Genomic DNA, 23,547 nt, shown 5'->3' with positions numbered 1-23,547 from the left:
CGCTTATTTACTTAATCGATACCACATATGTATACATTCCGGCCTTAATTTAATAGCACTGGAGGGGATTATAGGGGTGTTTTGACGATAAGCAGTGAACAGTAAATAAGTTTTGTTAAAAACCGATTAACTCCAATCAGCGACGAACATGAAGTAGTGAGATGCAGGGTTGGAAAAGTTTTTACGGCGTGTGCTTTCCTAAACCTTTAAAGATTAGGAAAGCTATACAATTACCGTGACCCTAAAGCACGAATTACTTCAAAGCCTCAAACCTGCCTAGCACATCTTGCAGGTAGGGGAAAAAACCTGATCCATGATCTGCTCCTTCGATAGCAATAAATTCAACGGTCGTTGAAGAAGCTCCGGCTAATATTAAGTTTTCGTAAGTATCAACCGAGTTTTGATAAGGTACTGTCACATCTGCCGTACCATGATACATAAACATCTTATTTTGCGGAACCCAGTTATCGACGCTGTTCTCCTCAAATGCAGCACGGATATCGGCATATTTAGGGTCAGTATCTACATTATTCAGGAAGTCAGGAGCAATAAAATCGGCGACTACAGTATCCAGTTTATTATTGATGGAGCCTCCTGACATGGTGCCGTCAAAGTAGCCCGGAATTTCAGTGGCATAGGGCTCCTGAAAAAAGTCTGACAGGGGTTGGTTCCATCCATAGGTGCTTTTAAATGATAATGCCACGTAGGCCATATAGTATGGTTGGTGATATACCTCCTGAGCAAAGAAATACTCCTGCATGCCCTTTAAGTCATATCCTCCGGCCGCAGGTGCAGAAGCTACCAGCTCAAAACCTTCCAATCCATCCTCTTCAATAGCTTTGTGCGTGGCCATGGTAGCAAAGCCTCCCTCTGAGTAGCCCGACAGAAAAGCCTTCCCGTTAAACTTATAGCCTTCCAGGTATGCAAGTTCCTTAGCAGCAATCATCATATCTGTAATAGAACTTGCTGTAATATCAGCACGATAATAGGGGTGAAGAATATCACTCGAGCTTCCAAACCCGATAAAATCCGGGATAAGAAAGATATACCCTGCACTGGCAACGCTGGCCAGGAAGGTGTAAGTCTGTGTATCTACGGTAGGTGCATCGCTATGCTTTACCATGGTACCATGCTGGAAACTCATCATCGGTACACTCTCTCCGGTCTCCGGAAAGGCCACCAACCCGGAGGCTATGATCTCCTGACCCAGATAATCTGTTTTGTAGGTAATGGTGTAGATGTTAATATCATAATTCAGGTAAGCCGCTAACTCCGGATAGCCCGCAATATTAGCCAGTGTGACCATTTCTTCTTTCGACCTCGAAAATAATGTCTCACTATCTTCAAGTTTAACAATCTCCGGGGCAATTTCACCATCATCATCGCCACCGCAGCTTGAAAGGAAAAGGGTTAATAATGTGAAGACCGTGAATGTCGAATAGGAGTAGAAGCTTCTGAATAATTTCATATTTTGGTGTTAGTGTAAGGATATTCTTCTCTGTATAAGCTGATTAACCAATAGGAAGAACCTTTGGGGGCTCAGCGTACGCCATTTATCAATTTGCAAACTTCCTCCCATATTCACAAAAGAATCTACATTGAAGTTCTTGAGCTCGTCCTGCACAAACTGAGGAAAGTTAACCGCGGCAATCCATCCATCTTCCACCTCCTCAAACCACTCTTCGTAGTAGCAGTCGTCCGAACCGTGGAAGTTGAATATATTTTCGCCTATTAATATGTATTTGTTGACGCCTTCATGCAACAGGGCTTCTATAACATTGCGTTTGAGATGCATAATATCATTATTGATGGTATCATTCCACTCCCCGATAAACTCAATGATCGCAAACCCCTCATCATAGTCTGCATACAATATTTTCAGATAAAGGGTCTCCGAACCCATAAAATCCCAGGCGGGATCGATGTAATAACCATAAATATTTTCTGAGTACAGGTCAAAATTATATTCCTTCCCATGAAAAGGTGACCGCTCGTCTTCTGCCGGATTGTATAAATGAAGCCAGCTATAGTATGGTTCAATCTCGTGCATTCTTCCTGATAAAATCTATTACTTTCCTCACAGACCCATGTTCTTTCAAAAGCACTTCTGCCTCTTCACGGCCTATTGATAGTTCCTCCATCAACATGCGCGTGCCCCTGTCGACCAATTTATTATTACTTAACTGCATATCGACCATTTTGTTTCCCTTCACCCGGCCCATTTGTATCATTACTGTAGTGGATATCATGTTCAACACAAGCTTCTGCGCGGTGCCGGCTTTCATACGTGTACTACCGGTTACAAACTCCGGCCCTACTACCACTTCTATTGGAAAAGTCACTGATTTGGCCAGCTCAGAATCCCTGTTGCAGGTAATACACCCTGTTACAAGGCCATGCTCCTTTGCCGTTCTCACCCCCCCTATTACATAAGGCGTCCTGCCCGAGGCGGCGATACCGATCACTACATCTTTATGATTGATCTGGTGCTCCCGCATATCCTTCCAGGCCTGCTGCGTATCATCTTCGGCAAACTCCACCGCCTTGCGAATGGCCTGGTCACCACCGGCAATAATACCAACCACCACTCCATGCGGCATACCAAAAGTCGGAGGTATTTCAGAGGCATCCACAACGCCAAGACGGCCGCTGGTTCCTGCACCGATGTAGAAAAGGCGGCCTCCTTTTTTGAGCTGTTTCACTATTTCAGGTACAAGCGCCTCGATCTGGGGCATAGCGCGCATTACAGCCTTGGGTACAGTGGTATCTTCGTTATTGATATTTACAAGTATGTCGCGAACCGACATTTGCTCGAGATTATCAAAGTTGGAGGGTGATTCGGTAGTGTTGGTATTCATCGCATTACGCTGTTTTGATGGTATAAAGTAAGTCCGGCAATAGGGCTTTCCACAATGTTCCTGACGGTTATGCCTCTGTCGTTGGCTACCTGGCGGAGTATATTGCTGTAGTAAAAGGCAACTGATCCGGTAAAATGAACAGGTAACTGCCGGTATTGATCATACTTTTCAACGTTCTTTTCAAAAAACAGTTCGAAGCCCCGGTACACCAGTCTGTAAAGCACCGGATGCTTAATGTTCTGGAAGATAAATTTGGAAAACCCTGCCATGTACCGTGCCGGAAAAGGCTTCTGGTATACATGCTCAAGAATGATATCTCTGTCCAGATCAAAGCGTTTGATCATTTTGCCTTCGAGTTCATTGCCCAGCTCACCCCGGATAAACGACCCCAGCAGCTTTTTGCCCAGCCAGGCACCACTACCTTCATCTCCCATAATAAATCCCAGCGAAGGCACATTGGAGGCTATAGTATCTCCATCGTAGTAGCAGGAGTTTGCACCTGTACCGAGAATACAGGCTATACCCGGATCATAGCCGCATAATGACCTTGCGGCTCCCATCAGGTCATGGTCAACAGTAATCACGGCGTTGGGAAAAGCCTCTTCAAAAATGGTTTTTAGTGTTTGCTTATTAGTGGCAGAAGAACAGCCCGCTCCATAAAAAAACAACTGGTGCACAGGAGCTGAAATCTTTGGTTTTAAAGATTCCATGATCTCGGCTTTTATATTCTCCGCTTTTTGATGATATGGGTTTATGCCCAGGGACTGAAACTGCTGAATATTCCCTTCCGCATCAATCAACCTCCAATCGGCTTTGCTTGCCCCGCTATCGGCTATAAGGATCATTTTATCGATAAAAATTTTGTCTGCAAATAATTATTACGTACCATAAAGGTTGTACCAATGACTAAGTTATGAAGATTAACCTTTTGAAATACTTTGCTGCATTAAGTTTAATCCTTTTTTCAATATTCATCAGCGGATGTAGCGATGATGATGAAAATGAAGCAACCAATAATCCCTCTAACAATCAAAATGTCGGTGTCTCAGCCAATGACTTGCTGTCATCAGAAACTTATGATAACCTGATCATTGAAATACAATACGCCACGGGTTATGCCCCTCCGGCTGCTGCCATAACTAACCTCAAATCATTTTTGCAACAGCACCTCAACAAATCTGACATCAGCGTGATCACCAGTGAGATCAGTGCTCCGGGGCAGGCTCAATATTCCGCCAGCGACATCCGGGCCATTGAAGATAACAACCGCACGCAGTTCACCGATGGCAACACCATCGCCGCTTATTTCTTTTTTGCAGATGGAGGCTATAGTGAGGACACTGACAATGCCAAAGTGCTGGGCATCGCCTACCTCAATACTTCTATGGCCTTATTTCAGAAAACTATCGAAGATAACTCCGGCGGCCTGGGCCAGCCCTCTACAAGTTTGCTTACATCAACAGTAATGAACCACGAATTCGGCCACATCCTTGGCCTGGTCAACAACGGAACACCTCTGACAACCCAGCATCAGGACACAGCACACGGCCACCACTGCGATGTCGAGGACTGCCTCATGTACTGGACCGCCGAAACAGGCGCCGGAATTACCGACCTCCTCGGCATGAGCTCCCCACCCACACTCGACACCCAATGCATTGCTGACCTTAAAGGTAATGGAGGGAAGTAGGGTTGCTGGTTTCTGGTGGCTGGGGCTGGTTTCTAGTTGCTGGTTTTCTGGCTTCCGGTTACTTGTTAGACCATTTGCCTACTGCTTTTGCCGATTGCCGACAGGTTTCTGGGGCTGGTTATTTAAAAGGAACCAATTTTGCCTACTGCCTTTTGCCTAGTGCCGACTGAATCTACCGATTACTGTTCACCAATTACCATTAATCCCAACCCAGGACTGGACTGTTCACTAACTACTAATTCGGAAGTGGAGCAAGTTTGCCTACTGCTTTAAACTTGTCAAATACATTCTCGTTATGAGGGGCATCGGCGAGTTCTTCGGTCAGGTCTTGTCCGGCCCAGTGTTCATAGTGCTTGCCGTCACGCCAGAGTTTTGATTTGGTAACATCGTAAATAATCCCCTTATAAGCGATCCATACTTCTTCTCTGTCTTGACCGTTTCTCAAGGCTAATTGGCCGATTGTATAAAAAGGCAGGCTTCCGATTTCCACTATCTAAAAGTTAATTGATTATTTTGCATAACTTTCAAAGTTAAAACATGCAAAACAAACATAACCAGCTAATGAAAATTATCAAACCCATATTATTTCTGTTTGTCATCCTGATGGGATGCCAGTCTAAGCCTGCAGAAGAAACCAATAAAATATCTGATGCCGACCTTCAGATAAGGGCCAACGAACTGGCACATAAATTCATTATTACAGATGGGCATATAGATCTGCCTTACAGATTAAAAGAAGACAACTTCAACATTGAAACCGATAAAGAAATACTGATCAAAACAGACAAGGGTGACTTTGATTATGAAAGGGCAAAGAAAGGTGGCCTGGATGCTCCGTTTATGTCTATTTACATTCCGGCATCGTACCAGGAGACCGGCGGTGCAAAGGAACTGGCCGACAGCCTGATCAATATGGTGAAGTCTATAACAGAGGCTCATCCTGACAAATTTGCCATTGCTACCTCTCCCGGGCAGGTAAAGGAACAATTTGCTTCCGGCAAGATTTCTCTCCCACTGGGTATGGAAAACGGGGCTCCTATAGGTGACGAGCTCAGTAATGTAGCTTACTTCCATGAGCGTGGCATCCGGTACATTACGCTTACACACTCCAAAGACAACCTGATATGTGATTCATCATACGACACTACCCGCACATGGAATGGACTAAGCGCTTTCGGACGTGAGGTAGTCAGTGAAATGAATAAGGTAGGCATCATGATCGACGTTTCGCATATCTCCGACAGCACTTTTTATCAGGTTATGGAACTGAGCAAGGCGCCGGTTATTGCTTCACATTCATCATGCAGGCATTTTACATCTGGTTTTGAACGCAATATGTCAGATGACATGATCAAGCTTTTGGGTGAGAAGAATGGCGTTATCCAGATCAATTTCGGATCAACTTTTCTGGATCAGCGTTCGCGTGATGTGAGGCAGCATATTACAGATTACCTGCAGGATAACAATCTGAACTATGAAGATTCGGCTGCTCAGGCATACATAGCCAGCTACTCAAAAGAGAACCCGATCTACAGCAATGTTCAGAAAGTAGCAGACCATATTGACCGCGTAGTAGAGATCGCAGGTATTGACCATGTGGGCCTGGGTTCTGACTTTGACGGGGTTGGCGATACGCTTCCCGAAGGGCTGAAAGATGTCTCTCACTACCCTAACCTGATCTATGAATTGCTCAAAAGGGGCTACTCAGAAGAAGATATTGAAAAGATATGCTACAAGAATGTGTTCAGGGTGTGGGAAGAAACCGCTAAGGTGGCTGCTTCTAAATAAAGTATAGAGGAGCTGTTTTTAAAAAATTCTCAATGATCACAGGATCGATAACAAGACTCCCGAAGTTCAAAAGCTACGGGAGTCTGTTTTTTCACCAACTATTAACCTAGATTTTCAACCATTTCATTATCACAGTATCTTTCGAATCAGTTTTAATTTTGATAAAATACATGCCTGGAGGTAAGTCTGAAACATCAATACTCTCTGGTGATTTCCCTTGAAAGGAGAGTATTCCACAACTGTTTCTAATTTCATACTCCAGAATTTTCGAGTTGCTGTCTATGTTAAGGGTATTATGAACTGGATTTGGATAGACCACTAATTGATGACTGGAATCACCATCTTTAATACCTGTAATGGTTTCTTCTTCCTCGCCCTCTCCGCTTTTTTCCACCGTCACATTTATCGTCCAGGTATACGTTTTAGTAGAGGTGTTCACAACATACTCAACAGGTGTGCTAAAATCATTTGGCGTAACACCGCTTTCCTGCTCCACATCATTTACCTTCACGAAAATGGCATCGTCAAAGCGAAAAACTGCCACCAGACCTGCCGGATCAGTATTTTGCGGTAGCAATGCGGTGATCTGTTTTGCGTCGGGGTCTATCTCCACCTCTACGTCGAGCCCCTCAAAAGAAAATGCATTAAACTGGTAGTTCTCCCAGTTTCTGAAAATGTAAGGGTCACTAAAGCTGCCCAGGTTTTTGTCTGAAACAAAGGTTTCCTCTTTAAGGATATTGATTACTTTATCCGTCTCTGCGTTGTAAAAGGTGAATTTGATGGTCTCTCCAACAGTATTGGCATATACCAACAGCAGGTAATAGTACCTGCCGGTTGCTGCTACGTAGACCGGATCGGCCGTTCCGCGCAGTTCACCGTTTACCCATGCTGCGATTTTACTGTTTGCATTGGCACTTTCCACCGTGTCAACAGATACCACACCCGAAAATGACATAGAGTATTCGAACTCATTAGGATTTACACTCCAGTCAGGTGCCTGCGCAAAGAGACCAGGGCCAAAAGCGAGTATGAATATGATGCTTAAGTATTTCATATGTACATTTTAGTATTGAGATATTAGACTTGAGTATTGAGACAAAGCTCTGGTCAGAAGGCCGAAGAAACACTCCGGACTTCTGACTTCAGGCTTCCGTCTTTTTTAATCAATCTTAACTACTTTGGTAGTATGTACGCCACATTCGCCAATGACTCTGAGTAAATAAGTACCTCGTGGTAATTGTCTGGCCGGTTCAAGCTTCGCCGTTCGCCCGCTGGCCTCTACTGAGGTGTAAAGGTTACCCAGGGCATCGTAAAGCTCGATCGTTCCTCCTTCACAAGGAAGTATCACGTTCAACTCATCAGTGAATGGGTTCGGATATACTGTCAGGTTTTCTGAAAGCAATGCCTTTTCCAGCGCTACCGGATACGGTTGTTCGGTATTACCGATGATCGCATTGGCAACATACTGCAATTGGTTGCTGGCTTCGGTTACCGACTCAGCATCTTCATTGTAAAGCGAGAAGGTAAGCTGATCGCCTGCGTTACCATGGACAGTGAGGAAGAAAGCAAATTTGCCATTACCTAACTCTTGTCCCCTGGCATATCCACGGATTTCGTCACCGGCATAAGCCAGCAGGATGTCATTTTCTGAGACATTCGTTTCACCCGCTATTTCCGCTATGATGGAAAGGTTATCCGAGAAGCGGCCTGATGATGCAACATTCCATCCGTTTGGCAGACTCAATGTTTCCTCATATTCACCTGCCATCCTGGATGAAGACAAAGAGCTGGTCTCAGGGTATGCAAAAGAAGCGTCATTAGCACTATAAATCATATAACCTTCGCTAGCAACCATATTTTTCAGGGAACCAACCCATCCAAATGACGAATTGTACATGGCAAATTTGTTCTGACTCTTGATAATATCTCCCGTTGCAGGGTTCAAACCAGTCAGTGCCTCTGATACTGTCATGGATACCTGTGGCGTATAGCCCACGTAATTCCAGCCAGAATCAATCGCAATGGTGGTCAACTGCGGATTAACAGGAGTACCACTATATTTAACCGTGCCGCCGTTTTTCAGGTACACCTTATACATTTCCTCTACCTGCAAGCCTTCACCAAGGGTAATACCTCCCATCCAGCCTGTAGCGTCATCATAAATGTCGTGTGCATCCTGTCCTTTAACAACGTCGTCCTGAACACCCACTCCTGAGAATACATTACTCACAGCTTCCAGGTCAGCAGACTCCAGGTTGAAGGATACCCAGTTCCAACCCGGACCGAATTCGATAGTAGTGGAAATGGCATCTGTAGCTACAACATCTTGTGGTGCGGCTGTAGTGCCCACAATACTATTAGCCAGGAAAGTCAGTTCAGGGGTGACCTCTTCGTGGGTCTGTCCTTTGCTGGCATTCCAGACTTTGAAACGAATGGCCTCAGTACCCTCACCATTGCCATAAATAGTCATGAAGAGCAGGTATTCATCCAGTTCTGCAACATACTCAGGCATAGCCACTCCTCTTATCTCGTCACCTACATAAGCAGCCACAATATCGTTGACATCGGTAGAAACCACATCGTCAATGATCAAACGCCCAAACAGGTTCATACTGTATTGATACTGGTCCGTGTCCACTGCCCAATTGGGAGAAGGTTTGGATACGGAAACATCAATGGTCAGCTTTTCATCGAAATCGAGTGATGTGCCCAGGTTGATGCTACGCTCGTAATAACCAACGTTCAGTCCTACGTCTACGGTAAATGTCAGCGTCTTAGTAGAGTTGGCTGCTACCGTTCCTGATTCCTGGTTTGCTTTTAGCCATGCCGGCATATCTTCCAGCACATAGTCGTAGGAAACGCCCCCCAGGTTGGCAATGGTGGCCGTAAAAGTACTGGCCGTGCCCTCTTCCTGCTCAATGCTGATGGTGTTTTCCTGCCATACCAGCTCATTTTGCTGTGCATATGCGGTCCAGCTTACTGTAGAAAGCTGCCTGTTGCCATTCAGGTCGGTAACATCACTTACACTGATTTCCAGGGTTTGACCTTCTATCCTGTAAGCATCTACAATAGGCGTGATCACTATCTCATCTCCATTGACCACAAAGTCAAACGGGATATCCTGCAGTGGACGTACGTCCCTGATAGAAGCACCGTTTACGAATGTTTCGCTTACAGCCGCTACGGCAGGGCCTGCCTGATCCAGAAACTGTGGCGTGGCCTCATCGCTCAGGGTAGTGTTCCGTATTATGGCACCCATTACTTCTTCATACTCTTCAAAAGGAAGGTACGCGATCAGTCCCGCTTCGTCTCCCACAAGTTTTGTGTTTTTGTAATTATTGATGTATTCCAGTGGTCTTGCTGAATTCCAGATCCTGAATTCATCAATAACACCCTCAAAATACTGGTCTATTACACTGTTGACCGGGTCCGTTTTGTACCCGCGGGCACCCAGCCAAAGGGCGCTTCCGGCCAACCCTTCAATACCTGCCGCACCGCTGGATTTTTGCAGTTTGCCATCAATATATGCCCGTGTGGTAGATTCACGATCGACTACAAGTGCAAAATGATGCCACTGGTTATCAAAGTAATTACCGGAAACAACCGTGAAGGTATTTCCATTGCTCACTACATTGATCTGTCCTGATGCAAGTGCGTTGATGCTCAGCGCATACTCCACATTGGCAAGGGTATCAGTCAAATCACCTCTTCCTGATGAGAAAATGGTCTGTGTTGCAGCAGGAGTCCCCGCCTGGAACCAGAATTCTATCGTAAAATCAGTTTCATCGGAAATCACCACATTATTCCCGTCAAGGGTCAGGTACTGGCTGGTACCATTGAATGCAAAGGCATCGCTGCCGGGATACAGGTTCCATGTAGCATCAATTACCATATGTCTTCCTGCCGCCTTATCAAGCGCCTGGCTTCCGTCACCTTCGTCCATCGGCCAGTAGCCATACAGCCCTGCTTCATCACCTGACAGTGTCTGGTTCATATATTCTACAGACTGGCTTACGTCAAAGGCTTTGTCCCATAGTCGCACCTCGTGCATTTGTGCGGCAAGGGCATTGCTTCCATCCACTTTTGCAGCCAGGTAAGCATGTTCAACTTCTCCCTGAGAGAACGTAACATTACTTTTTACCATCAACAACTGGTCGTCCATGATGAATCTTAGCTCATCGGTTTCATTGTCATACGCCAGCCCCCAGTGGTGCCAGGCATCTACGGGAGTTACCGCAGTGTAATAAGCCGAAGGATCAACACTGTAAGATTGCGTGCCGACAGTAAGTAAAATGGTTTCATCTGCATTGAATGCAATTTCAAGCAGGTCAGTACCTGCTCCTTTTGAAAAGACTGTTCCGGCAGTCCCTGCATCGCGCTTCAGCCAGTACTCTATGGTAAATGGCTTGTTGTTGAATGACACGGATGGTATTCTGGCAGATTCATTCACACCGTTGAACTGTACAGAAGTGGCGTGCGAAACATCCGATCCGTTAAGAATACTCTTCACGCTGATGTTATGGTCTTTCACCAACCCTGACTCCAGCGCTTCATTGAACCGTACCGAAATATCATCAGAAGGTTCCAGTATGCCATCGGAAGGCTCAGGCGTTCCGAATACTACCGGCGTAACCCGGTCGATCACCCCTGTAAGGTAGTCCGTTTCCGTAACTGAACCATCTGAGCAGGTCGCCCTGGCCCTTACCTGGTAAGTCCTGTCAGTAAGGTCGCTGATGTCCCACATAAAGCTGACTTTGCTTCTGCCCTCCAGTAGCTCGGCCTGGTCTCCATACGCATCGAAATCTGAGGCCTCCGAATCGGTAAAGTACCCTTTTACCGCAATAGGATTTCCACTCAGCGACTTATACTGGAAGTCGATTTTTTCCAGTGTTGAATGATTGAGGTCGTATCCCGTAAGGGTCACGGCCACCTGGTTATTGTCCTCATAGTTCACTACCCAGTTATCTGCAAAACCTTGCAACTCAACATTAGAGCAGGCAGGCAGGAAGTGTGCCGATAGATACACAGTATCTGCAACATCATCCTGGCTGGTAGTAGGGTCAAACTGACAAGTTGAGTGCAGGATCACTGCTATGCTGTCGTAATCCAATACACCACTGGCTCCTTTTTTAATGGTAAGCGTCTTGGTAACAGTTTCCCATGCAGGCACCAGGTATGATCTTTCGGCAGATAATCCATCGACCAATATAATCGCTCCGTCAGGATTTGATGCCTCATCAATGCTGATCTCATACCACATGTCGCTGTTCGACTCACTTTCATTCTGAAGTTTCAGCGTAAATACGGCTTCTTCATTTTCCGGCACATTAGAACGAATGGAAGGCTCAGCACCTATTTTTGGGTTTTCCCTCAATAAAGTGGCTGTATGCAGCTTGATAGGTTCATTGTTTTCCACATAAAAGCTGGTCACTTCTTCTCCTTCATACGGGCACCTGGACTGGCCTCCCCGCACTGAAAAGATAGGGCTGGAGATCCTGAATCCTGAGATGTCGTAATTCTCGCCAAGCTCATCCTGTTTGTCATAGGTATCCATCGCATTATAGGTTACATCAGCCATTTCGTATGTAAATACGGCAGCGTCAACTATGAATGCAGCCGTAGCAATGAAGCTATTAGATTTGCTGGTGTACTTTGTAGCCAATTTGGTGGCAATAGATTTTACCCCTGTGAATCCTACACCTATTCCTAGTTTGGTCAGATTGGACTCTATAAATGTATTTTTATCAGGTATAAAATCACTGAATTTCGATCTGTCCAGTACCTGTACACCTTTGGTGTGTTTCACGTCAATGCTATAATAATCACCCTCATCACGTTCATCTATGACATAGCCAAACGTTACATTATGTGACTTTTCTATATCCTCTCCACTGCCAAAATTGAAGCCTGCATTAAAGGTGTTTTTCATGGTATAACCGTTCGCATTGGCAACCACTCCAAATTCTGCATTCCAGTCAAACTTGACCTTTCGCGCACTTTCCCAGTTGTATCCTGATGAGTAGGTTTCAGTAATTTCCTCGCTGATAGCACCGGAAGAGCCATCTATGGAGATGTTTTTAGTAACCGTTGCTTCTACTTTTTCTGATTCATTTGTAGAAATGGCATTTAACCATTGCCGGATCTGCTCGGTGATGAACGAAACAGAGTCAGTCTCATCATCAGTACCATAGAATGTGTAGGACAATTGTGTGGTATCTGCCGAAGGATTTACAGCGAGGGTATCCAGCTTAAACTGGTAAAATGCTTCCGTATTATTGTCATTAGATACTCCATAGAACTGGTGTCCCCAGGGGAAATGCGATTCGTATTTGTCCTTTTTAAACAGTTCATCTCGCAAGATCAGCAACTCAGGCAGCAGCTCCTCCACGATGTGTCGCTGAGAATAAGCGAAGTAAGTAGCTGTATTACCATCATCTACGGCAAAACCATCAATGATCCCCAGCAAAACATCGCCCCCTGTATCCATACAAGTCAATCCGTATTCTTCACAATAGCTGCGATCTATAAAAGTCAGTGTTTTTGTTTTGGTCACGAAGGCATTATAAGCTTTACCAATGTAAACGTCAGCATCTGAGCCAACGTCTTCCGGGTCAGAGCTGGTTTCAATGCGTTCGTTGAAGGTCCATGTTTCGGTATAGTTACCATCGTAGTCATAACCACGTTCGATACCCAAACCAATTTCTGAATCCAGGGTATAGGTGGTTTCCATAATCGGACCTGCCAGGCCACCACCTGCACCAATATACATCCCTTTGTGCCAGATCTGATTGAGGCCCTGGTCAGTGGTAGCATCAACGGTCCAGGTTTCGGATCTGGAAAAAGTCGATCCCTTTTCAATATATGCATAAGAGTTCGAGCCGGGAGGGTCTCTGAGTACCATTTCCACCACATCCGGTCCGTAGGTTACGAAATCTGTACCTTCCTGCGGCAATCCACCCAGGATATAGCCACGAAACAGATCGTCCTCCGGCCATGCCACGCTTTCACTGTCAGTGGTGGCGTTTACCTGTAGGGTTTGGGTGTAGGAATTCTCTCCATCGACAGATAATGAAGGGAACCCTGCCCTGAACTCATAGTAGAACAGTCCATTGGCATCAGTTTTACCTGTGGTACCTTCCGGGTTTGCCCCCATGTTGTCCACCACCACTATATCAGCATTTTGTACCGGTACATAGTCGACAAGGGCACCATCAGGGTGAGCCGGGTTTTCATATTTTTCCTGTACGTATACATTCATACCATAAACTTTTCCCTGAGTGAAAAAGGGGAAATCAAACCCGGCATCCGCCACAACCAAAGTATCCGGTTCGCCCGTTTCCTTTGATGTAAAGTAGATTTCCTTTTCACCTCCAAACTCACCATACTGATCATCATATACGTATACTGAAGGGGTTTGCCTGATGACATAATTGAGCTCGTGATGGTAGTAGAAAGTATCCAGTTCAGAGGTAACAGAGCCATTCGTACCTTCTACCTCCGTAGTATCTGTAAGCATGACCTCCTCAAGGCTGTAGCTAAGATCCAGCACGGGTATGTCCTGAGGGTCTATGAAGTAGGTATCGTTACCTGCTTGCTCAACCACCCATTTTTCCGGTATTACTTCAACCTCATATTCTCCTGTATAGGGGTCGGTGGTTACAGAAATTACATCATAAATGGCATTATCGGCAACATCAAGGTCATAGCCTTCTTTCTGAAGTTTAAGTTTCAGGTCCGCCACGCCAATGTTATTAATTGAAAGGCCAAAGCCAATTTTCTTGTCGCCTTCTACCGTACCTCCAACAATACGTCCTGCCACTTTTATTTTGGTGTCATCAGTAAAGTTGACAGATATGTCTTCGGTAAACTCAAAAGTTTCTACATCGCCATACGCATTAAGGGGAGGGAAGTAACCCTCTGAAAAGGTATGGCCGTCTTTTTCCGCAGAAAGGAAATGGTAACCGATAGGTACCTGTATTTCATAGTTACCTTCTGAGTCGGTGCGTACAGGCTGGTTGTCACTTCCCACCGCTTGTACACCATCTATTAAAATAGACACGCCCTCTACCGGCACCTGGCTGTTTTCATAAGTTACTTTACCGCTAACCTGGAATGAAGATATATCTGTAAAATCAAGCCCGTTTTGTGTTTTGGCCCCATCTCCGATATATACTGTTCTGGAAGAAGGCTCAAAAGCATGCTGCCCTATGGATGGCGTAACCTTAAATATTTCCCCTCCGGAAGAGTAAGGAATATAGTCTATAGTATAGTCTCCATATTCATTGGTAATACCGCGAATCCCTAACAGGTCTGCCGTGGGGATCTCGCTTGAGAACTGCGCTTCATTAACAAACAACAGATCGTTTTTATTGAACTCATCGTCTGTTTTTGAAGCATCATAAGCATAGGAGCCGATACCCTCATCACAACGCCAGTAGGCGCTGAGCCCATCAGTGGCACCATTGATCAGCCTGTTGTAGTTTTGAGCAATTTCGTCTTTGCTACGGGCTACATTCCAGATCCTGATTTCATCGATGTTTCCATTAAAGTAATAGTCAGGCCCGGTAGAACCATTGTATGAGCTTGCTTCTGAACCTACTCCAATAAAACCATACCTTTCGGTTCCTGAGCCAAAAGTGCTTCCTTTCGTATCGCTTACATCTAACACGCCATCTACATAAATGGCTGAATATCCATTGTCGTACACCGCAGCTATGTGATGCCATTCTCCATCGTCTACCCGGATAGTGCCTTTTATATCAAAAGTACCGGCGTTGGTATTTAAACCCCAGCCAATAGTGCCGTATCCACCAGCACTACCACCTATTTCCAACCTCCAGTACTCACTACGATCAAAAGAAGCGATGATCTGGTCCTCACCGCTGGAGGTTTTTATCCAGGCTTCAACGGTCACTTCTTTTATATTGGAAGCTTTATAGTTAAGGCCATTGATAGCAGCATAATCATCCACCCCGTCGAATATGAGGCTATTACCAGTGGCTCCATCATCTTTGGTAAAGTTTATTGTAACATCTTCCACTGCATTTCCGCCGTCATACTCCACGTGACCGTTAGCCACACCGTATGGTATCACAAATCCCATATCTATTCCTTCGTTGGTATAGATGGTATAATCCTCGCAGGCAGCTTCACCAACCACCTTGTAATTATAAAATACACCACCAACGGCTGTTTCATCAGTATAAATCAGGTCGTTATCCAATACTTTTAGTAAACTAAAACTGTTTTTATCCGCTCTTGACCTATAAACCCTGAACCGGTCGATATTGGAAAGGCTTCCCTTAAGTTCCCACTCTACCTGCACAGCGTCGGAAAAGTAGCCCTTGGAGGCTTCTATAGAACCAATCGCATCGGAAAGATCGGTGCTGATATTACCTGTAAGGCTTGTAGTAGCAAAGTTTCCATCGGCAGCACATTCGTTTACTGCGCCAATAGTATAGCTATACGTCTGACATAGCTGCAAATCAGAATCGACATAGGAAGTAGTGCCCAAAGCCGTGGTATACTCCACTTCATCAGATCCGTCGAATTTGGTACGTTTTATTACCCAACTGTCTGCATTGTTACCACTTGGGTTGGTCCAGTTCAATGTTAATGTTTTGGCATCCAGGTCCTGCGTGATAGTCATGTTGGTAGGGGCGCTTGCCGGGTAAGAAGTGTTACCCTCAACGGCCGTGGGGTAACTTCCTGAAACGGTACACCCATTATCATCCGTGCCGCTGGCGAAGACTCTGAAATAACGGGAAGTTTCTACGGACTGGTTAGTAACTGTATATGAAGTTTTACTACCACTCAGAGATGTGGTGATGGTAGTAACACCACTGGTAAACCCTGAATTATTGGCCCGCTGGATTGTCCAGTAAGGAGGGGTACCATCTGCAGCCGTCCATGAAAGGTCTATGGATTTATCGCAATTATCAAGTGTAGCAGTAAGGTTTGTCGGAGCATCATATTGCATTTTAATGGTTCCGTAATCACTGTATATGGCATCATCGGAATATACCTCCACTCCATTGATTGTCCAATAGGTCTGAAGTTTATAACGGTGTTTGTCGCCTTCTGATACATCGGTATCATAGTAAGCATGAACTGTACCCGTATAAAGAGACTTGCTATCCGTATCACGAGTTAGCTTGTAATATACATCATTGGCATTCTCATAGCCCCAGGAGTCATATTCAAAATCTGTCCAGCTTATGTCAATATCCGAGGTCTGGCAGTCGTTAGCCGTAAAAGAAATGCTAAAGTCAGAGTCATTAAAAGAAGGTGGTTTCACCGTAGGGCTGTAATCGGAGGCAACTCCTACATCGGAATGGGAAACCGTAGCATCGTACTCAGTCCCGGCAGGTGAGCGATCTTCAAATACCCTGTCTTTGTCAGAATATCTGGATTCGGTACCATGGTAGTAGCGCTTCAGATCGTTCCAGTGTGGGTGGGCTTTATTCACCTCTTCATCATAGTATTTTGAAATTTCAGCATCACTAAGCTGGGCATCCCACACGCGAATTTCACCTACGTAAAACTTTCCATCTCTATCCTTGTTTACCGACTGATGACCGATATAGCAGTTCCCATCACCATCAGCCGGCCAAAGATCTGCCAACTCGCTGCCATTGTGTGTCAGGTTAGTTGAAATTACCTTTGTTCCATCAATGTAAAGTCGTATTGAACTTCCATTATCTACGGTAAATGCCACATGGTGCCATTGGTTGAGGAACGTAGGTGGTGTAACACCACTGCTGTATCCTCGGTAGAAATTCCATCGTTCACCCTTACCGCCCTTTTCAGGCAAGCCTTTCGTCTCAAACCACCACGCCTCATCTGAATTCTTGTAATCATCTCCTTTGTATGATAAGCTCAAAACCCTGTCTCCACTCACCAAAGTGAAGAAATTAAAGTTATTATTGCTGTTTGAAACCATGTAGATCCAGGCTTCAATGGTAAATTCCCCGCCCTCTATGCCAAGTGTTCTGGCACTTCCATCATGGTTCATCAGTATATACCTGCCATCACCTCCTGTAAGGTCGATAGAACCTTCCCGGGTGGGCTGGGCAATACTCAGATAACTGGTGAACATCGCCAGGATGAACAGGGCAGTTTTTAGATTAAGCATTATGTACTTTTTCTTCATTCGATTTTGTTTAAATTAAGTCGCTAATTATATATGGGTTTAGACTTAGACAGGCGACTCAATGAAAACTATACCCCCGGCTATCATTTATTTTTAAAAAATTTAGCTGCCAGTCCTTCCGGTTCAGTAGTTATTTATTGGAAAGCGCGGATATGTGAAATGGCATAAGGGCTTGATAGACTCCGCCCAGGAAATTCAAGGCAACGTCAACACAGAGGCAAGAGCAAAAGAGTTACGTAGTTTTCAGCTCGACCCACAACTTGCTTGAAAACCAATTACATAAGAGGTCCGGAAAATTTGTAGAGTAGAATATATGATGTGATAAAAGCTACCAGATAGCAGCCTCAAACCAAGGGAGACTCCTTTCCTCTATGACATTGCCGTCATACTTACGAAAGGAGCCCGGCCTGAGTGATAATAATGATAAAAAAGGAGTTAGTAGATCAAAACTTACCGAACTTCAACGTCAGGAAGTAATTTAACTTTTCAAATTCATGGGCATTCGTAGCCAACAATTTCAAATCTTCGGTAAACCTTTTTGAAACACCACAATTGATCCTGAAATGCCTGGATACATTCAGCTCCAGCGCCACTCCAGGTTCCACATACCAGAATACATCCTCATCAATGATCTCGTCGCGGCCATAATCTTCTTCCCAGTCATCATGAAAGCCCAGCCAGCCGGCTCCACCTGCCAGGGGAAAGGTGACATGCACCACCTGGTTAGAGAAAATAATTGGCTCTAAAAACATGCCTCCGTATCCTCCAAGCAGTACGGCATTCCTTCCTGGCAGGATGTTGTCAAACTCTGCTGTGGGTATTACACCATAGCCTTCAAACCCTATGGCCAAAGTCCGGTTGATGATCCACCCGGCCCGGACGCCACCCATTACCAGTATCTTATCCTGAAACTCCGAGCTTTTGAACGATACCGCTCCAAAGCCTCCGGAATGATAACCACCGCCTCCGGATAATGTCCTTACCTCGTCCTGCTGATACCGGTATTCGGAGACTGTAACCTCCTCATAAATAGTATCACGTTCATAGTGATAGTCCTGCGCATAGGTGGTCATGCCCATCAAAGAAATGACCATAACAATAAGTACTCTTCTCATGTGTGATATAAGTTAAAGTTAAGGGTGTGCAAACTTTGAGAGACCTTAAAGTCAAAGCCTGTACTGCATTACATCACAAAGACATGCCCAAAAAGGAAGGGTTTCCGTTTTGCAGTTCATATTGTTTCAAAAACCGTCTGTCACCAGTAACAGGTAATTGACCCCTGCCCCTGATCCTCCGGGTTGGCTTTCCGTTAAAACCTTATGAAGATTAAATGATCATGGAACTACAGAGAAAATACTATAAGGTCACCAGCGCAATTATAATATCGCTCTTTATGGTTTCCATTAGTTACTACCAGCAGGTAGCCTTGCAGCACATCTCCACCCTTGCCCGCAAATACCTGCCAAAACATGCGGTCATCATGGCAAGTCCCTCGCCCGCTGAGCAGGTGCCGTCCGTCAAAGTTGTTTCCGTTTACTGTACAGGCGATAATGCCGGAGCAAAGGACAGCAGCACTGTCAAAAAAATTTAGGAAAACTCTCCATCCGCTGTTGGCAATTAATAAAATCCATTAATTTGGTGGCTCATTATGTTTGGCCTATTCAAAAAGAAAAAGCAGGAGCCGGGATTGCCCGTGTTAAAAGATCTGGAAAATACACCATTGGCAGAAGGTGATTTTGTAGAAGCTTTGCGGTATGATCTGGGTAAATGCAAACTGCTGGTGGTAGACAATTCCTATGTCTACGAATCCGAAGCAACCGGCGAAAAAGTAAGCTGGCTTAAAATGATAGATGCCTCTACGGAAAACCAGAAGGTAAAAAAAATAATTTAAGCGACCCCTTACCTTAAACCGCTCTCAGCCACCATATTCACCCATTTTTTAAAAGCTCAGGCCTTTCAGAAAAACCAAAATTCCTGATTTAAAGGCGTGCCTGCATCTTTACATTTTTATTCTATTCATTTTCCTATAACTTTGTGCCAATTTATACAAAAGTCATTCATTTAACTCTACACAATCACCATTAAATGCCAAGAGATAGAAGCATCAGGTCAGTTCTAATCATCGGAAGCGGACCTATTGTCATCGGTCAAGCATGTGAATTCGATTATTCAGGTTCTCAAGCAGCACGTTCATTAAGAGAAGAGGGAATAGAAGTTATTTTGATCAACTCTAACCCCGCAACAATCATGACCGACAAGGTCACCGCAGATCACATCTATCTTAAACCACTTACCAAGCAATCAATCAGGGAAATTTTACAGAAGCACAATGTAGATGCCGTACTTCCTACTATGGGAGGGCAGACTGCATTGAACCTGGCCATTGATTGTCAAAAAGCCGGTATCTGGGAACACTTCGGTGTTAAAATCATAGGTGTTGATATTGACGCTATAGAAACTACGGAAGACCGGGAGAAATTCCGCCTTAAAATGAATGAATTGGGTGTTCACGTCTGTAAAGGAGAAACAGCCACTTCATTTCTTCAAGGTAAGGAGATCGCCCAGGAGATAGGTTTCCCGTTGGTTATCAGGCCTTCCTATACGCTGGGAGGTTCCGGAGGTGGTTTTGTAAACACGCCGGATGAGTTTGAAAAAGCACTTACCCACGGATTACACACCTCACCTATACATGAGGTGCTCATAGAGCAAAGTATACTTGGGTGGAAAGAATATGAACTAGAGTTGCTCAGGGATAATAAAGGGAACATCATTATTATCTGTTCCATTGAGAACTTCGACCCTATGGGGGTACATACCGGAGATTCCATCACTGTAGCACCTGCCATGACCCTTCCGGATACAGTGTATCAGGAAATGCGTGACCTGGCCATCAGAATGATGAATGGTATCGGCATGTTTGCCGGGGGCTGTAACGTGCAGTTTGCCGTTAACCCTGATAATGACGACATCGTGGGTATCGAGATCAACCCGAGGGTATCCAGATCATCGGCACTGGCCTCAAAAGCCACTGGTTACCCGATCGCGAAAATTGCGGCCAAGCTGGCCATCGGGTATAACCTTGACGAACTTAAAAATGCCATTACCGGCACTACATCCGCATACTTTGAGCCTGCGCTTGACTATGTAATCGTAAAAATACCTCGCTGGAATTTCGACAAATTCCAGGGTTCAAATAAAAAGCTTGGCCTGCAGATGAAATCTGTTGGTGAAGTAATGGGTATCGGAAGAAACTTCCAGGAAGCTCTCCAAAAGGCCTGCCAATCTCTTGAGATCAAGAGAAACGGACTGGGTGCTGATGGTAAGGAACTAACCAAGCAGCAGGAGATCCTCGAAAGCCTTGAACACCCTAGCTGGAACAGGCTATTCCACATATACGATGCCTTTAAACTGGGAATACCTTTTAAAACAATCCAGAACCTCACCAAAATAGATAAGTGGTTCCTGACCCAGATTGAAGAGCTGATCGTTCTCGAAAATGAAATTGCAAAGTACTCTATCGATACTATTCCGGCGGCCCTGTTAAGGTCGGCCAAAGAAAAGGGTTATGCCGACCGTCAGTTAGGCCACCTGATGAAATGCTGGGAGAGTGAAGTACACGGCAAACGAAAAGAGCTGGGCATCAACAGGGTTTACAAACTTGTAGATACCTGCGCAGCAGAATTTGAAGCACAAACACCCTATTACTATTCTACTTTTGATCAGGAAAACGAATCAAAAGTTACTGACAAGAAGAAGATCGTGGTACTAGGCTCAGGCCCTAACAGGATAGGTCAGGGCATAGAGTTTGATTACTCTTGTGTGCATGGCATTTTGGCAGCCAAAGAGTGTGGTTACGAAACGATCATGATCAATTGTAACCCTGAGACCGTATCTACGGACTTCGACGTAGCTGACAAACTTTACTTCGAGCCTGTTTTCTGGGAGCACATTTATGACATCATCGAGCATGAGAAACCTGAGGGTGTAATCGTACAGCTTGGTGGACAGACTGCTCTTAAACTGGCTGAGAAGCTTGAAAAATATGGTATCAAGATTCTGGGTACCAACTTCCAGTCGCTTGACCTGGCTGAAGACAGAGGCAGCTTCTCCAACATTCTGAAGGAAAACGACATCCCTTATCCACAATTTGGTGTGGCAGAAGATGCTGAAACTGCTATTGAACTGTCAAAAGAGATCGGTTTCCCTCTGCTGGTAAGGCCTTCTTATGTACTGGGCGGTCAAAGCATGAAGATCGTTATCAATGAAAAGGAACTCGAATCCCACATCATTGATATCCTCAAAAAGATCCCAGGCAATAAGGTACTCCTTGACCACTTCCTTGACGGCGCCATTGAAGCAGAGGCAGATGCTATCTGTGACGGAGAGGATGTACACATTATAGGTATCATGCAGCACATCGAGCCGGCCGGTATCCATTCGGGAGACTCTTATGCAGTGCTGCCTCCTTATAATCTGGGAGACTTCGTGATCCGCCAGATTGAAGCATATACTAAAAAGATAGCCCTGGCGCTTAATACGGTAGGCCTTATTAATATACAGTTTGCCATCAAAGATGATAAAGTATACATTATTGAGGCCAACCCAAGAGCATCGCGTACGGTTCCTTTCATTTGCAAAGCTTATGATGAACCATATGTTAACTATGCTGTTAAAGTAATGCTGGGCGAGAAGAAGGTTAAAGATTTCAACTTCAATCCTAAGAAGCATGGTTATGCCATCAAGGAGCCTGTATTCTCATTCGACAAGTTCCCTAATGTAAATAAAGAACTGGGCCCTGAGATGAAATCTACGGGAGAAGCCATTTATTTCATAGATGATCTGATGGACGACTATTTCTTAAAAATATACTCTGAGCGAAACTTATATCTGAGTAAATAAGTATAATAATAAAAGAGTAAAAAAATATGTTGAAATTTCTGATTATTGTATTTCTGGTAGGGTTTCTGTTTTTCAAACTTCTGGGCCTGTTTTTCAGGATCTTAATTGGAAGATCAGCAACCGACAGGTCAGGAAGCAGAACTTACCAAAATCAACAATATCAGTCCGGAAGGAGCCACGATGGGAATGTAAATATCGATTACGTGCCAAACGACGGGTCGAAAAAGAAGCCCAAAGCCTTTAAAGGCGGTGAATACGTTGACTATGAAGAAATAAAATAAATTAAAACAAATTGCATATTTTAGACCCCGTTTCGGTCCGCCAAATCCTGGTAATACCCGAAACGGGGTTTCTTATTTTATAATACGGTGTATGGACAACATTAAATTCTATAAATATCAGGCTACAGGCAATGACTTTATACTCATAGATAACCGCACTACCGGATACAAGTTCTCTTCCGGGCAGATCCAAAAACTGTGTGACCGAAAATTTGGTATTGGTGCCGATGGGCTGATCCTGATCCAGGACCATGACAGCTACGACTTCGAAATGGTTTATTACAACCCTGATGGCAGTCAGAGCCTTTGTGGCAATGGCAGCAGGTGTGCAGTTAATTTTGCAAGCCATTTGGGCATAGTGGGCAAATCAACGCGTTTTTTGGCCTATGACGGCGAGCACCTGGCCGAGATCCTTGATAATGAGGAAGTAAGGTTAAAAATGGCAGACGTACAAAATGTCAGGTTAATGGCAGATGGTATGTTTATTGATACAGGGTCACCACACCTGATCAAATATGTGATCAATGTTAAAAATTACAGGGTGTATGATGAAGGAAAAGCCATCCGCAACGGCGGGTTGTTCAAAGAAGCCGGGGTAAATGTGAACTTTGTCGAAATTACAGGCAACTCAGAGATCTTTAACAGAACGTATGAAAGGGGTGTTGAAAACGAAACCCTTTCCTGCGGCACTGGCGTTACGGCTGCAGCCATTTCTGCCAGCCACAAAGGTCTTGAAAGCCCTGTCACAGTTAACACCATAGGCGGTACACTGGCTGTAGAATTTAAAAAACATGAGGATGGCAGCTATTCTGATGTTTACCTTATTGGCCCGGCAGAAAGGGTTTTTGAAGGTACTATTGAAATGCCGGCTTAATAGGT

15 protein-coding genes are annotated in these 23,547 nt (G+C 44.8%); 7 read left to right on the top strand and 8 right to left on the bottom strand.

Annotated features, from left to right (window positions below; translation table 11 throughout):
* Positions 1–253: 253 nt before the first annotated feature.
* Genes E1163_RS26185 through E1163_RS26170 form a run of 4 tightly spaced genes read right to left on the bottom strand, consistent with a single transcriptional unit; the run spans position 254 to position 3,703 of the window.
* On the bottom strand, positions 254–1,468 hold the full coding sequence (locus tag E1163_RS26185) for an alpha/beta hydrolase family protein (protein WP_155175983.1): 1,215 nt from the start codon (positions 1,466–1,468) through the stop codon (positions 254–256).
* A 9-nt stretch (positions 1,469–1,477) separates the two neighbouring features.
* Positions 1,478–2,050 carry a hypothetical protein gene (locus E1163_RS26180; RefSeq protein WP_155175982.1) on the bottom strand — a complete coding sequence of 191 codons (573 nt, stop codon included), beginning with the start codon at positions 2,048–2,050 and terminating at the stop codon, positions 1,478–1,480.
* The gene (murQ, locus tag E1163_RS26175) at positions 2,037–2,858 is read right to left on the bottom strand and encodes an N-acetylmuramic acid 6-phosphate etherase (RefSeq protein ID WP_155175979.1); all 822 of its coding nucleotides are present in this window, start codon (positions 2,856–2,858) and stop codon (positions 2,037–2,039) included. The genes E1163_RS26180 and murQ overlap by 14 nt, the downstream gene beginning before the upstream one ends.
* Positions 2,855–3,703: an N-acetylglucosamine kinase gene (locus tag E1163_RS26170; RefSeq protein WP_155175977.1), complete on the bottom strand. Its 849-nt coding sequence runs from the start codon at positions 3,701–3,703 to the stop codon at positions 2,855–2,857. The genes murQ and E1163_RS26170 overlap by 4 nt, the downstream gene beginning before the upstream one ends.
* A 68-nt stretch (positions 3,704–3,771) precedes the next feature.
* Here E1163_RS26170 and E1163_RS26165 point away from each other — a divergent pair, with 68 nt between their 5' ends.
* On the top strand, positions 3,772–4,548 hold the full coding sequence (locus tag E1163_RS26165) for a peptidase (protein WP_155175975.1): 777 nt from the start codon (positions 3,772–3,774) through the stop codon (positions 4,546–4,548).
* A gap of 235 nt (positions 4,549–4,783) precedes the next feature.
* On the opposite strand, the gene E1163_RS26160 is transcribed toward E1163_RS26165, so the two are convergent.
* On the bottom strand, positions 4,784–4,993 hold the full coding sequence (locus E1163_RS26160; protein ID WP_246223915.1) for a cytochrome b5 domain-containing protein: 210 nt from the start codon (positions 4,991–4,993) through the stop codon (positions 4,784–4,786).
* A 116-nt stretch (positions 4,994–5,109) separates the two neighbouring features.
* Between E1163_RS26160 and E1163_RS26155 the strand changes: the two genes are divergently transcribed.
* Positions 5,110–6,336 (top strand): dipeptidase, encoded by a 1,227-nt coding sequence (locus E1163_RS26155; protein ID WP_155175973.1) that lies wholly within the window; start codon positions 5,110–5,112, stop codon positions 6,334–6,336.
* Between the two features lie 106 nt (positions 6,337–6,442).
* On the opposite strand, the gene E1163_RS26150 is transcribed toward E1163_RS26155, so the two are convergent.
* From E1163_RS26150 to E1163_RS26140, 3 genes are all read right to left on the bottom strand, one after another.
* Positions 6,443–7,390 (bottom strand): T9SS type A sorting domain-containing protein, encoded by a 948-nt coding sequence (locus E1163_RS26150; protein ID WP_155175971.1) that lies wholly within the window; start codon positions 7,388–7,390, stop codon positions 6,443–6,445.
* Between the two features lie 105 nt (positions 7,391–7,495).
* Positions 7,496–17,488 carry a LamG-like jellyroll fold domain-containing protein gene (locus tag E1163_RS26145; RefSeq protein WP_155175969.1) on the bottom strand — a complete coding sequence of 3,331 codons (9,993 nt, stop codon included), beginning with the start codon at positions 17,486–17,488 and terminating at the stop codon, positions 7,496–7,498.
* A 443-nt stretch (positions 17,489–17,931) separates the two neighbouring features.
* Positions 17,932–18,603: a hypothetical protein gene (locus E1163_RS26140; protein WP_155175967.1), complete on the bottom strand. Its 672-nt coding sequence runs from the start codon at positions 18,601–18,603 to the stop codon at positions 17,932–17,934.
* Between the two features lie 215 nt (positions 18,604–18,818).
* Between E1163_RS26140 and E1163_RS26135 the strand changes: the two genes are divergently transcribed.
* The 5 genes from E1163_RS26135 to dapF all read left to right on the top strand — a co-directional run bounded on the left by E1163_RS26135 (position 18,819) and on the right by dapF (position 23,542).
* A complete protein-coding gene (locus E1163_RS26135) occupies positions 18,819–19,079 on the top strand; it encodes a hypothetical protein (RefSeq protein WP_155175965.1) in 261 nt (86 codons plus the stop codon).
* A 57-nt stretch (positions 19,080–19,136) separates the two neighbouring features.
* Positions 19,137–19,379, top strand: coding sequence for a hypothetical protein (locus E1163_RS26130; protein ID WP_155175963.1), 243 nt, complete (start codon positions 19,137–19,139; stop codon positions 19,377–19,379).
* 194 nt (positions 19,380–19,573) lie between these two features.
* The gene (gene carB / locus E1163_RS26125; RefSeq protein ID WP_155175960.1) at positions 19,574–22,387 is read left to right on the top strand and encodes a carbamoyl-phosphate synthase large subunit; all 2,814 of its coding nucleotides are present in this window, start codon (positions 19,574–19,576) and stop codon (positions 22,385–22,387) included.
* A gap of 26 nt (positions 22,388–22,413) precedes the next feature.
* Positions 22,414–22,668, top strand: coding sequence for a DUF4834 family protein (locus E1163_RS26120; protein WP_155175958.1), 255 nt, complete (start codon positions 22,414–22,416; stop codon positions 22,666–22,668).
* A 91-nt stretch (positions 22,669–22,759) separates the two neighbouring features.
* The gene (gene dapF / locus E1163_RS26115; protein WP_155175957.1) at positions 22,760–23,542 is read left to right on the top strand and encodes a diaminopimelate epimerase; all 783 of its coding nucleotides are present in this window, start codon (positions 22,760–22,762) and stop codon (positions 23,540–23,542) included.
* Positions 23,543–23,547 lie beyond the last annotated feature (5 nt).

It is taken from the genome of Fulvivirga kasyanovii, assembly GCF_009711405.1.
GTDB classification, from domain to species: domain Bacteria; phylum Bacteroidota; class Bacteroidia; order Cytophagales; family Cyclobacteriaceae; genus Fulvivirga; species Fulvivirga kasyanovii.
This window is presented reverse-complemented; position numbering and strand designations above follow the sequence as displayed.

Coding starts and splice junctions, on each gene's coding strand:
- E1163_RS26185 (WP_155175983.1), bottom strand. CDS start 1,468: ATGAAATTATTCAGAAGCTTCTACTCCTATTCGACATTCACGGTCTTC.
- E1163_RS26180 (WP_155175982.1), bottom strand. CDS start 2,050: ATGCACGAGATTGAACCATACTATAGCTGGCTTCATTTATACAATCCG.
- murQ (WP_155175979.1), bottom strand. CDS start 2,858: ATGAATACCAACACTACCGAATCACCCTCCAACTTTGATAATCTCGAG.
- E1163_RS26170 (WP_155175977.1), bottom strand. CDS start 3,703: ATGATCCTTATAGCCGATAGCGGGGCAAGCAAAGCCGATTGGAGGTTG.
- E1163_RS26165 (WP_155175975.1), top strand. CDS start 3,772: ATGAAGATTAACCTTTTGAAATACTTTGCTGCATTAAGTTTAATCCTT.
- E1163_RS26155 (WP_155175973.1), top strand. CDS start 5,110: ATGAAAATTATCAAACCCATATTATTTCTGTTTGTCATCCTGATGGGA.
- E1163_RS26150 (WP_155175971.1), bottom strand. CDS start 7,390: ATGAAATACTTAAGCATCATATTCATACTCGCTTTTGGCCCTGGTCTC.
- E1163_RS26145 (WP_155175969.1), bottom strand. CDS start 17,488: ATGAAGAAAAAGTACATAATGCTTAATCTAAAAACTGCCCTGTTCATC.
- E1163_RS26140 (WP_155175967.1), bottom strand. CDS start 18,603: ATGAGAAGAGTACTTATTGTTATGGTCATTTCTTTGATGGGCATGACC.
- E1163_RS26135 (WP_155175965.1), top strand. CDS start 18,819: ATGATCATGGAACTACAGAGAAAATACTATAAGGTCACCAGCGCAATT.
- E1163_RS26130 (WP_155175963.1), top strand. CDS start 19,137: ATGTTTGGCCTATTCAAAAAGAAAAAGCAGGAGCCGGGATTGCCCGTG.
- carB (WP_155175960.1), top strand. CDS start 19,574: ATGCCAAGAGATAGAAGCATCAGGTCAGTTCTAATCATCGGAAGCGGA.
- E1163_RS26120 (WP_155175958.1), top strand. CDS start 22,414: ATGTTGAAATTTCTGATTATTGTATTTCTGGTAGGGTTTCTGTTTTTC.
- dapF (WP_155175957.1), top strand. CDS start 22,760: ATGGACAACATTAAATTCTATAAATATCAGGCTACAGGCAATGACTTT.